General features: G+C 73.1%; 6 protein-coding genes. 3 read left to right on the top strand and 3 right to left on the bottom strand.

Features of this window, described 5'->3' with window-relative positions:
* Positions 1 to 141: 141 nt before the first annotated feature.
* The 3 genes from nhaA to EL266_RS06935 form a co-directional block, all read right to left on the bottom strand.
* Complete coding sequence (nhaA, locus tag EL266_RS06925) at positions 142 to 1,974, bottom strand: Na+/H+ antiporter NhaA (RefSeq protein ID WP_034515089.1); 1,833 nt, start codon at positions 1,972 to 1,974, stop codon at positions 142 to 144.
* Between the two features lie 71 nt (positions 1,975 to 2,045).
* Entirely contained in the window at positions 2,046 to 3,857 is a 1,812-nt protein-coding gene (locus tag EL266_RS06930; RefSeq protein WP_126412253.1) for an ABC transporter ATP-binding protein, read from the bottom strand.
* Between the two features lie 56 nt (positions 3,858 to 3,913).
* Positions 3,914 to 4,129, bottom strand: coding sequence for a DUF3107 domain-containing protein (locus tag EL266_RS06935; RefSeq protein WP_026427313.1), 216 nt, complete (start codon positions 4,127 to 4,129; stop codon positions 3,914 to 3,916).
* Between the two features lie 247 nt (positions 4,130 to 4,376).
* Here EL266_RS06935 and EL266_RS06940 point away from each other — a divergent pair, with 247 nt between their 5' ends.
* From EL266_RS06940 to EL266_RS06950, 3 genes are all read left to right on the top strand, one after another.
* Positions 4,377 to 7,832 (top strand): UrvD/REP family ATP-dependent DNA helicase, encoded by a 3,456-nt coding sequence (locus tag EL266_RS06940; RefSeq protein WP_026427314.1) that lies wholly within the window; start codon positions 4,377 to 4,379, stop codon positions 7,830 to 7,832.
* Positions 7,829 to 11,314, top strand: coding sequence for an ATP-dependent helicase (locus EL266_RS06945; protein ID WP_084500896.1), 3,486 nt, complete (start codon positions 7,829 to 7,831; stop codon positions 11,312 to 11,314). Before EL266_RS06940 ends, EL266_RS06945 begins: the two co-directional genes overlap by 4 nt.
* A gap of 116 nt (positions 11,315 to 11,430) precedes the next feature.
* Positions 11,431 to 12,174, top strand: coding sequence for a hypothetical protein (locus EL266_RS06950; protein ID WP_026427315.1), 744 nt, complete (start codon positions 11,431 to 11,433; stop codon positions 12,172 to 12,174).
* The last annotated feature ends 120 nt before the right edge of the window (positions 12,175 to 12,294 follow it).

Below are 12,294 nucleotides of genomic sequence, written 5' to 3' on the forward strand. Positions count from 1 at the left end.
CAGGGCAGTACCTGCAACACGCCGACCAGGCTCAGGACGTGCCCGCGAGGGTCGTGGACCGTGGCTGTCGCCTCACGTCACGGACTTGGGCCGCTTCGGCGCCCGGCTGTCCGGGAGCCTGGCCCGGGGGTGCTGAGGGCCTCAGCTCTTCACCTCCGCCAGCGCCTCGTTGGCGGCCTCGGTGAGCGTCCACCGATGGAGCAGGCCGTGCAGCCGGCGCCCGTTGATGTAGACCACGGGGCTGCCGTCCTCCTGAAGGCCCTCGACATCCAGGCCGTCGTCGGTCACCTTGGCCTCGTCAGCGCCGCTGGTGATGCGCGACCACAGGGAGTCGACGTCGAGCCCCACGGACTCCGCGGCCTGGGAGATCGTGTGGTCGTCGACGTCGCCGCGCAACTCGGCCAGGGCATCGTGCATGGGCCAGATCTTGTCCTGCAGATAGGCGGCCTCCAGGGCCAGGGCAGCATTGATGGCCTCCGGGGTGTAGGCCATGTGGCGGAGCACCACGCGCACCCGGCCGTCCTCGATCATGGGGCGCATCCCCTTGAGGGCCTCCATGAGTCGCCAGCGGCCCTCGAAGGTCATATCCGCGTAGTTGATGAGGGTCACCGGCGCATTGACATCGCCGACGATGTGGTCGGTGTGGTCATCGATGGGCCGGCGCAGGGACTCGTCCTCGGGGGGCGGAAGGGGCCACAGCCGGTCGCCGATCCTGAAGATGACGGCCGCCAGCGCCAGTGCCAGCAGGGAGGCGCTGAGCACTCCGATCCGGGCCTGGTCGCGCAGGGCCTCGTCACTCAGGGCCAGGCCCGCCACCAGCAGGGAGATGGTGAAGCCCATCCCGGACAGGGCGCCGATCCCCGCCACGCGGGGCAGGTCCAGACCGGGCAGGTGGGAGGAGGGGACCAGGCGCATGACGATGCCGGCACCCAGTATGGCGCCGATGAACTTGCCCAGGACCAGGCCCACGATGACCCCCCAGGTCAGGGGCGAGGACACGGCCGTGGCCAGAGCCGCGCCGTTGAGCTCCACGCCGGCATTGGCCAGGGCGAACAGTGGCACCACCAGGTAGTTGACATACGGGGGCAAGGCGAATGACAGGCGCTGGTTGAGGGGCATGGAGTAGGCCAGGGCCTCGCGCACCGCCATGGCGGTGCCGGGGGCGGGTGCCTGGCGGAAGAGGCGGAAGATCTCGTTGGCCCCCTCCAGGTCGCGGCTGCGCAGGTTGTAGACCGGCATGAGCAGGGCGATGAGCACCCCGGCGATGGTGGCGTGGACCCCGGAGAGGTAGACGGCGTACCAGGTGACGATCCCCAGGGCCAGATAGGGCAGGATCCGCCATACCCCGGCGCGCTGGAGGCACCACACGCCCACCAGTCCGGCTCCCGCGAAGGCCAGGGCGACCAGGTTGAGGGAGTCGGTGTAGAACACGGCGATGACCAGCAGCGCCCCAATATCGTCGATGACGGCGAAGGCCAGGAGGAAGAGCCGCAGGCGAGGAGCGCGCTTGGGGCCGATCAGCGCCAGCATGCCCAGGGCGAAGGCCGTATCGGTTGAGATGACGGTTCCCCAGGCCTGGGCCCCGGGGCCGGAGCCGGTCACGAGCAGGAAGAGGCCCACGGGCACCACCAGCCCGCCGACGGCGGTAGCCGCGGGGAGCAGCGCTCGCCCGGGAAGATGCAGATCGCCCAGTGTGAGGTCTCGACGCACATCGAGCCCCACCATGAAGAAGAAGATCGCCATGAGGCCCTCGTCGACCCAGCCGTGCAGGGTCAGCTCCAGGCTCAGGGGCCCCACGTTCAGCGAGGCCGGGGTCTCCCAGAAGTCGTGGTAGCTGTGCCCGACATTCGCCCACACCAGGGCGATGACGGTGGTCAGGGCGAGCGCGACGGCGGCATAGGTCTCGTTGTGCAGGACCATGCGGCGACGACGGCGCCTGCGCAGGTGGTCATTGACGATCTCGTGCGGGCTCATCACCACTCCTGGCAAGTCGGCGGGGGCAGGCGGTTATTCTAATGGTTGACCCGGCTTAAGGGGTCTTGGGCTCAGTGCGGGGAGACGGTCTGGGTGCCCGCCTCGGGCGGGGCGGAGTGGATCCTCAGTGCCTGGACGGATTCCCGGTACAGGGAGTCCCGGGCCATGAGCTCGGCGTGGGTGCCGCGGTCGCGCAGGCGCCCTCCGTCCATGACGATGATCTGATCGGCGTCCAGCACGGTGGACAGCCGGTGGGCGATGGTGATCACGGCCCCCGAGCGCGAGGCCTGGGCAATGACCTCGGCGATGGCGGCCTCGGTTCCCGCGTCGAGTTGGGCCGTGGCCTCGTCGAGCAGGAGGATCTCGGGGCTTCCCACCAGGGCCCGCGCGACTGCCAGGCGCTGGCGCTCGCCTCCCGACAGGCGGGTGTCGGCCACCACGGTGTCCAGCCCCAGGGGCATGGACCGGATCCGCTCATCGAGACGGGCCGCGGCCAGGGCCCGCCAGGCGGCGGCGTCGTCGGACGTGGGGGAGCGCAGGAGCACGTTGTCCCGAACGGTTCCGGGGATGATCGGGGTCTCCTGCTCAACATAGGCGATCCGGGATCGCACCTGGTCGATGCTCAGCTCACTGTAGGGCGTGCCGTCAAGCGCGATGGTGCCCTCGGTGGGGTCCAGGAAGCGCAGCAGCAGGGAGAACACCGTGGTCTTGCCGGCGCCGGAGGGGCCCACCAGGGCGGTGTGCCCGGTGCGGGGGATGTCCAGGCTCACCGCCTCCAGGGCAGGGGTGCCGTCGTAGGCGGCGCTGACTCCCCTCAGGGACAGGACCGGGGCGTGGGCCGACGGCGGCGCCTGGCGGCTCGCGGGCTCGGCATCCTCCTCGGCGGTCAGCGACTCGGTCTGGCGGATGCGCGCCGCGGCGGCCAGGCCGGACTGGAGGTCGGCCAGGACCGTGGACAGCACGGTGATGGGGTTGACGAGGTTGAAGGCGTACAGGAGGAAGGCCACCAGCGTGGAGGTCGCCATATCGCCGGTGCTCACGCGCCAGGCACCCACCCCCAGGATCGCGATCATCGCCAGTTGCATGCCGCCGTCGGCGATGCTCCACACCAGTGCCTCATAGACCACGGCGCGCACCGAGTGCTTGGTGGAGTGCTCCGCCTGACCGGAGATCCGGGCGATCTCGCGGCCCTCGGCCCGCGAGGCCTTGATGGTGCGCAGTGCGCGCAGGCTGCCCTCCAGCGTGGCGCCCAGGTCTCCCAGGGCATCCTGGGCGCGCTCCTCGGCATGGCTGATTCGTGGCAGGAGAATGCCGATCATGGCGGTTACCCCGGCAACGGCCACCAGGGCGATGAGCAGCATGGGCCAGTCCAGGACGCCCATGAGGACGATGGTTCCCACCAGGGCCACCATGCCGTTGACCAGATCGACCACGGAGGAGGTGACGGCGCTGCGCAGAAGGACCGTGTCGGAGGTGACCCGGGTGATGAGCTCGCCGGTGCGGAAGCGCTGGACAGCCATGAGTCTGGCGCGGAAGAAGCGCTCGATGAGCGTGGTGCGGGCGCTGAGCACCACATGCTCGGCGACCCTGCCCAGGACGAAGGCCTGCGCGCCTCCGGCGAGCGTGCCCGCGATGAGCAGGGCCACCAGGATGAGGACCGGAACGATCAAGGAGCCCTCGCCGCCCAGGATGTCCAGGACCCGCTTGGTGGCCAGGGGCGTGGCCAGGGAGGTGGCGGTGGCCAGCAGGCCCAGGACGATGCCGGCCCCGATGGCCGGCAGATGGGGGCGGGCATAGGGGTAGAGGACGCGCAGCCCCTCACGCATGGGCAGTGGCGGCTGGTCCGATGGCGGGGCGGGGGCGGCAGGACCGATGGACGTCATGTCGTCTCCTGGGGTCTCGGGCCTATGCAGTTGTGGGGTGGCGTGCGTCAAAGGGCTCAGACGCCGAAGCCCACGCGGCGGGGCTCGGTCTCGCCGAGCTCGACGTAGGCCAGTGAGCCGGCCGGCACGAAGACCCTGCGGCCCTTGTCGTCGCGGAGCGTCACGGCCCGGGTGTCCGCATCCTTGACGGCGGCCAGCACCTCGTCATGCGAGGCGGAGGTCTCCAGGGACAGCTCGCGGCCCGAGTGCTTGATGCCAATGGTGACCTGCATGGGTGCTCCTTCAGGGTGGGGCCGCCGTGCCGGGGCCGGGGTGCAACTGCCGTCATCATACGTGGAGCCCTCCCCCCGCCTCGCACCCGGGACCTGAGGATCTCCCGGTTTTCGCCTCACGCGGACGAGCGCCCAGGACGTGACCGGGACGGCGCGCCGAGGTGGGGCGGGTCGCGATCCGGTGGCGATCCGACGGCCCGGGCAAGGCCTTCTCATCCATGTCAGCGGCCCATGATGAGATGGCCCCATGTCCGCCGCTGCCGAGCCGATCCGCCTCCTGCCTGCCCTGGAGCAGCCGGGGCTTCCCGCCGCTGACCCCAGTGCGCAGGCCGTTGCGGAGCGGGTCGCCGGGCATGCCAATGTCGTGGTGCTCGGCGCCCCGGGAACCGGCAAGACGACGACGGCGCTGCGCCTGCTGACAGGCTCCGTGGCCGCGGGCCGGGACGCCATCCTCCTGGCCCCCACGCGGGCGCGCGCCGATCTGCTTCGCGCCCGGGCCGCCCATCTGCTGGGGCAGGGCCATGGTGATGGGCGTGTGCGCGTGCGCACCCCGGCCTCACTGGCCCTGACGATCCTCACCACCTCTCTGACCGAGCGGCCCGATCCTCTGCCCGCCCCGGTCCTGCTGGCGGGAGCCGAGGAGGACGCGGCCCTCGCCGCCATGGTCGGCGCCATCTCCTGGCCGGATCTGCCCGCCGAGGCCGTCGGCTCGCGCGCCTTCCGCTCCCAGTTGCGCAACCTTCTGGCCCGCGCCGCGGAGATGGGCATCAGCGCCGAGGAGCTCGCCCAGTGGGGCAGGGCCCTGGATGTGCCCATCTGGGGCCCGGCCTCCCAGCTCCTGCGCACCTGGGACGCCCAGGGCCGGCCCAGCCCGGAGCTGCGATCCCAGACCCGCAAGATGGACACCGCCCGTCTTCAGGACCGCGCCCGTGAGGCCCTGGAGACCTGGCAGGCCGACGCCGTGGCCGCCCCCCGTCCGGTGCCCGACCTGGTCATCGTGGATGACTACCAGGACTGCACCGCCGCCACCGCCCGTCTCCTGACCACCCTGGCCACGCCCGACGGCGCGGGGCACCGCGCCCAGGTGGTGGTTCTGGGGGATCCCGATGCCGCGGTGGAGACCTTCCGCGGCGGCACCCCCAGCCTCCTGGTTGCCGCGGAGGACCGCTCCGGCCTGGCGGCCGAGCGCCTGGTCCTGAGCACTCGGCACCGCGGCGGCCCTGCGCTGGCAGAGCTGTGGAGGGACCAGGCCGAGCGGATCCCCATCACCGGAACCGCCTCCCACCGCCGCCCGCGACTGGCCGGTGGCGATGCGCCGCCCGTGCCGGGCACGGCGGCGGGCGCCCCGAGGGCCGTGCCGCCCGGTGCCCCGCAGGGGGTCGAGGCGATCGTGGCCAGCTCGCCCGCCCAGGAGGCCGCCCATGTGGCCCGGGCACTGCGGGCCGAGCGCATCCACCACGGCACCGCCTGGCAGGAGATGGCCGTGATCGTCCGCTCATCGGCCCAGGCCAGTGCCACCGCTCGGGAACTGAGGCGCCGCGGCCTGCCCGTTGCCCCGGGAAGCCCCGCCGTCCTCCTGCGCGCCGAGCCCGCCGCAGCCGCCCTTGTCAACCTGGTGCGCGCCGGTGTTGAGGGCCGCCTGGGGCGGGTGGGGCGGGAGCCCCCCGAGCGGGCCAGCGCCCTGGAGCTGCTCTCCAGCCCCCTGATCGGCCTGAGCGCCCTGGACCTGCGCCGCCTGCGGCGTCGGCTGCGCGCCGAGCAGACTGCTCCGGCGGCGATCGAGCCGGGGGTGGGAGAGCGCCCCGTGGCCAGTGCCGACGATGCGCTGCTGGCCACGGTCTCCTCCCCGGAGGCGGCCCGCGCCTTCCACCAGGTGGTGGCCGGCGAATCCCTGGCCGCCCAGGCCCAGGCGCTGTGCCGGGGCGCCGAGGTGATCGCAGCGGTCCTCCAGGCGCTCGCCGAGGGACGGCATGACGCCGAATCCCTGCTGTGGGCCGCATGGGCCGCCTCGGGGCGGGCCGAGGCCTGGCGCGAGACCGCCCTGAGCGCGCCTGAGGGCGCTGGGGGAGCGCAGTCGGTCCTGGCCCAGGCCGCGGAGCGGGATCTGGACGTGGTCACCGCCCTGTTCAAGCGCGCCGAGGTCTGGGCCGAGCGCCGGCCCGGAGCCCCGGCCTCCGCATTCCTCGATGAGCTCGCCGCCGAGGCCCTGCCCTCGGACTCGGTGGCCCCCCATGGCGCCCGCCCCGCGGGGGTGACCATCCTGACCCCTGCGGCGGCGGCCGGTCGCCAGTGGGAGGTGGTGGCCGTGATGGGGCTCAACCGTGACTCCTGGCCCGATCTGCGCCTGCGCGACTCGATCACCCGTGCCGGCCTGCTGGTGGATGCGGCCACAGGGCGCCTGCCGCGCGGGGCCCAGGGCATGCCCGTGGCGCAGGTCGATCCGGTCGTGGCCCGCGCGCATGTCCGAGCCGATGAGCGACGCATGCTGGTGGCGGCCCTGACCCGCGCTACTCGTCGCCTCCTGGTCACCGCCTCCGTTGATGCCGAGCACGCCCCGTCCACCTTCTTCACCGAGATCGCCGAGAGGACCACCGGCCTGGTCCGCGACGAGGAGGGTGTGGTCAGGCCCGCCCAGGACGTCGGGGACCTGACCCTGCGCGGGCTGGTCGGCGAGCTGCGGCAGGCCGTCGTCCTGGGGCACCTGCCCCAGGCCACGCAGCTCCAGCGCCGGCGCGCGGGGCAGGCGGCCCTGATCCTGGCCCGCCTCCAGCGCGCCCACGTCCCCGGCGCCGACCCCGCCACCTGGGCGGGCGGGCAGGCCTCGGCCACGGCACCGCTGGTCGGGCCCGGGCGGCCCATCCGCATCAGCCCCTCCGACGTCGAGGCCATCACCGACTGCCCCCTGCGGTGGTTCCTCCAGCGCAAGGGCGGCAGCACCCCCGCCTCGGCGGCCCAGAGCCTGGGCATCGTCATCCACGCCCTGGCCGAGCGGGCCCAGCGCGAGGAGCTGCGCGGACCGGCCCTCATGGAGGCCTTCGAGGCCGAGCTGCCCCGCCTGGGCTACCCGCCGACCTGGCTGGGCAGGCAGGAGGCCGAGCGCGCCCGCGCCATGGTGGAGCGCCTGGACTCCTACCTGGCCGCCGTCCCCGGTCCCGCGCAGGTCGAGGTCCCCATCCAGGCCGACCTCCTCCTGCATGCGCCGACCGTCCCGGCAGGCGCCTGCCCCGCCAGCGCGCCAGGCGAGGGCGCCCACGGCAAGCAGGGGCCCGGGCTCCCGGTGATCCTGGCCGGCAGGATCGACCGCCTCGAACTGATCGATGGCCCCGATGAGCCGCGCAAGGCGCGCCTCATCGACATCAAGACCGGCAGGACCCCCCACGCCGATCCCGAGCACCACCCGCAGCTGGCCGCCTACCGTCTGGCCCTTGAGGCCCAGGGGCATGAGGTGATCGGCGGCGCCCTGGTCCTGCTGGGCAAGGAGCCAGGCAGGGACGGGGCGACCATCATCAGCCCCAAGGGCGCGGCTCTGGCTCCCAGCCCGGATCCTGACACCGGCCAGGACTGGGCGCGCGAGCTGGTGCGCACCGCGGCCCTGGACGCCTCGGGCACGGCGCTTCAGGCACGCAGCGGCAAGCACTGCCGCACCTGCCCAGTGGCGGACTCCTGCCCCGTCCAGCCCGAAGGGAGGCGAGTGCTCGCATGAGCGCCCCCACCGCTCCAGCGCCTGATCCGCAGCACACGGGTCCTGGCGCCTCGGCTCGCATCATCGCTGGGCAGGCGGGCCGAGGCCCCGTGGCCTCGGACGGCCTGACGCCGGTGGAGCTCGCCCGAGTCCTGGGCCTTCATGCCCCCACTTCGGAGCAGGCCCGCGTGATCGCCCACCCCTTGAGCCCCCTGCTCGTCGTCGCCGGCGCGGGCTCGGGCAAGACCGCCACCATGAGTCAGAGGGTCGTCCACCTCGTGGCCACCGGTGCCGTGCGCCCCGACCAGGTCCTGGGCCTGACCTTCACCCGCAAGGCCACCGCCGAGCTCGCCCAGCGGGTCTCCACGCGCCTGGCCCAGCTCGCCGCATCGGGCCTGACCGACCTGTCCCCGGATGCTCCCGAGCCCACCATCGCCACCTACAACTCCTTCGCCGGCACCATCGTGCGCGAGCACGGGCTGCGCATCGGCGTGGACCCGGAGGCCACCCTCATCACCGAGGCCCGTGCCTGGCAGATCGCCTCCGGCCTCATCGAGGCCCGCACCGAGCCCCTGCCCGTGGACAGCCTCGGCCAGGCCACTCAGGCGGTGCTGCGCCTGGATGGGGCCCTGTCCGAGAACCTGCTCAGCGTCGAGGACGCCGCCGCCGGTCTCAGCGATCTGGCCGATCTCTTCGAGTCCCTGGCCTCCATCCGCGGCTGCAAGTCCATGGTGGGCAAGGCCCCCCAGACCATGAGCCAGTGGCACGGGCTGCTGGAGGCCGCCGTCGACTACCGTGAGCACAAGCGCCGCCACGGGCTGCTGGATTTCGGCGACCAGATCGCCCTGGCCTGCCGCATCGCCGAGGGCAGTCAGGAGGTGCGCGAGCACCTGCGCGCCCAGTACCCCGCGGTCCTGCTCGATGAGTTCCAGGACACCTCCGTGGCTCAGGTCCGCCTCCTGTCGGCGCTGTTCGCCGGCTCAGGGGTGACCGCCGTCGGCGACCCCCACCAGGCCATCTACGGGTGGCGCGGGGCCAGCGCTGGAGCGTTGGACGCCTTCCACGCGCGGTTCAACCCCGGGGCCGGTGGCCCCGGCGCACCGGTGCTGCCGCTGTCCACCGCCTGGCGCAACGACACCGCGATCCTCCAGGCCGCCAACGCCGTCTCCGCGCCCCTGCGCAACCACCAGCCCGAGCCCGGCGACGCCGTCGTCGAGCACATCCCCGTTGAGCCCCTCCAGCCCCGGCCGGCGCAGACCGGCCTGGCCCGGGGGCTCGTGGCCGGGGCCTACCTTCAGGACCCCCTTCAGGAGGCGGAGACCATCGCCGCCTTCCTCGCCGAGCGCTGGAGCCCTCAGGCCCAGATGGCCGTCCTGTGCCGGGCGCGCGGCCTCTTCGAGCCCATCGCCGCGGCCCTGGAGCGCAGCGGGCTGCCGGTGAGCATCGTGGGACTGGGCGGCATGCTCACCGTCCCCGAGGTGGCCGACCTGCGCGCCCTCATCACGGTGGCCGCGGACCCCGAGCGCGGGGACCGCCTCATGCGCCTGCTCACCGGTGCGGGCATCGCCCCCACCGATCTGGCCGCCCTGCATGACATCGCCCGCGGTCTGAGCCGCAGCCCCGGAGCCGGCGCTGCGGAGGCCGATGCGCCCCAGCTCTGCGAGGCCCTGGAGGCCATCGTCAGGGCCGAGGACGCCCGGCAGGCCCAGGCGCCCGCTGAGCCGGACCAAGCAGACCAGGTCGGTCGGAGCGGCTGGAGCAACAGACACGGGAGCGCGGCGGGCGAGGAGCCGGCACTCAGCCCCATGGGCAGGACCATCGCCCTGCGCCTGGGCGCCGTGCTGCGCCGAGTGCGCGCCGGCCTGCACCTGCCGCTGCCCGAGCTCCTGGGCCTGGCCGAGCAGGCCCTGGGGCTGGACATCGACCTCGCCGCCCGGACCGACCAGTCCATGGGGCGGCGCGCCCTGGACGCCTTCCACGCCACCGCCCAGCAGTACGCCGATGAAATCGAGGCCCCGACCCTGGCGGGCTTCCTCAGGTGGCTGGACACCGCCCAGGAGCGGGAGAACGGGATGGAGGCCCCCGAGGTCGAGCCCGAGCCCGGCGCCGTCCAGCTCCTGACCATCCACGCCTCCAAGGGGCTGGAGTGGGACACCGTGGCCGTGGCCGGCATGACCGAGGGCGTCTTCCCCTCCTACCGCCCCACCCCCAAGCCGGACCTGACGGTGTCCACCACCGGCTGGATGACCTCCCGGGACGAGTTCCCCCACCCCCTGCGAGCTGACGCCCAGACCCTGCCGCCCTTCGAGCTGGGCGAGCTGGAGCCGGGCAGCGCCGGCCAGGATGACAAGGACACGGTCAAGGAGATGTGGGGGCGCTACGCCCTGGCCCTGGGGCGCCACGGCCTGGCCGAGGAGCGCCGCCTGGCCTACGTGGCCATCACCCGTGCCCGCCACGACGTGCTGCTGACCGGCTCCCACCTGGCCAGGGAGGCCTCCAAGGCCAAGCCCGCCTCCCGGTTCCTCCAGGAGCTGCGGCGCCGCGACCTGGTCACCCCCTGGGGGCAGGGCTGGGTGGAGCACGAGGAGGGCGCGCTCAACCCGATGACCACACAGGTGCGCACCGGTTGGTGGCCCGAGCCTCTGGACAGCGCCGATGCCGGCGCCCCTGCCGCCGAGGCAGAGCGCCACGCGCTGAGGCGGGCGCGTGACCAGGCCGCCCGTGCCGTTGCCGAGGCCGGCCGGCGGGCCCATGAGATGGTGGGGCCGGCGCCGGGCGCCGCGGGCGGCGATCCTGTGGTGCAGCGCTGGTGGACCGAGGCCGCCCTGCTCCTGGCCGAGAGGCAGGACCAGGAGTCTCAGGCGCCCGGCGTGCGCATCCCCACCCACCTCGCGGCCACGAGGCTCGATGACCTGCGCAGCGATCCGGCGGCCTTCGCCCTGGACCTGCGCCGGCCCCTGCCCCCCGAGCCGCGCACCGCCGGACGCCTGGGCACCGTGTTCCACGAGGCCATCGCCCAGCGCCTGGCCGGGCGGGCCGCCCTGATCCCGCTCAGTGACGCGGGCGTGCCCGACTCGCTTGCCCCCGCGGACAGGCGGCGCGTGGAGCAGTGGCTGACCACAGCGGAGAGCCTTCCCCTGCTGGAGGGCCATGCCCTGCACGCCACGGAGGTGGAGCGCGAGCTCACCGTGGGGGGCACAACCCTGCGCTGCCGGATCGACGCCGTCTTCCAGGCCCCCGGCGGGGGCTGGCTCATCGTCGACTGGAAGACCGGCCGCGGGCGCGTCCCCGTGGACCAACTCAGCGTCTACGTCCACGCCTGGGCCGCCAGCCAGGGCGTGCCCACCGGGCAGGTGCGCGCCGCCTACGCCTATGTGGACCGCGGGGAGGTCGAGGAGCTCGCCCCCGCCGACCTTCTGCCCCTGGAGGCCGTGGCCCAGCTCCTGGCGCCAGGTGCGGCCGATGTGCCGGCGCAGGTGGTGACAGGGAGTTCACGCGACTAAGGTAAGCCTTAGCAATGAGGCAATGGTGCTGACTTCCAACTCCTGGGCGCCCCCGCCACCCTCATCGCTTGAGCCATCGCGCTGTCGCGCACGTGTCCCCGCGGACTGGGAGCCCCATGCTGACCACAGTCTCCATCCTCGCCTTTCTCGTCGCCTCCATCGCCTGGATCGTGGGCGACGCCCTCATCGTGGGCTTCCACCGGCCCGATAAGACTGAGCACGCGCGCTTCATCGCCCTGGCAGGGTCGGACAATGGCGCCTTCTACACCCGCATCAACAACAGGAGGCTGGCGGCCGGCGCGCTCATCGGTCAGTACACGGCCCCGCTGTTCCTGGCCGGCCTGTGGGCGCACTGGGTGATCCTGCGTGACGCGGCGCACCCGGAGGTCGGCCTGACCGGCCTGGCACTGCTCGCCATCGGCATCATCTACTCGCCCCTGGCTCACGCCGGCTTCTATCCGCTGGCCCTGGCCTCAGCGCGCCTGCAGGAGGCCCTGGACCGCAGCGGCACGGCGGAATGGGAGCCCGATGCCGGCGATCCTGCGGCCCACAGTCCGGAGGTGACCGCCTGCGCGCCGCATGTGCGCAGGGCCGAGCGCTTCCTCGCCCTGGCATGGGTGCCGTCGATCGGCGCGATCTGCCTGGGCTGGCTGATCATCTGCGTCCCGCTGGCAGCGGGCTGGACGGCCCTGCCCCGGTGGGCGGTGCTGTTCACGCCGCTGGTCCAGATGCTCCCATGGTCGCTGCTGCCTCGGTTGCCCTACCCGGGCAAGCCCCTCCTGAACGGTGCCCTGTTCAATATCGTCAACCTCGTCTGGGCCATCGCGCTGCTCTGCCTGGCCCCAGGGCTGCACGAGTGACCGATGTGGAGGGGATTAGCCGCTGCCATCACAGACCCGTGCTGCGCTGGCGCAGGTCGCAGCATGGTTCCTTACGGATATTGATGGAGGGGGAGGCCCAATCGCCTCCATTGTGGTCGG

Source organism: Actinomyces slackii (assembly GCF_900637295.1).
In the GTDB taxonomy this organism is placed as follows: Bacteria; Actinomycetota; Actinomycetes; order Actinomycetales; family Actinomycetaceae; genus Actinomyces; species Actinomyces slackii.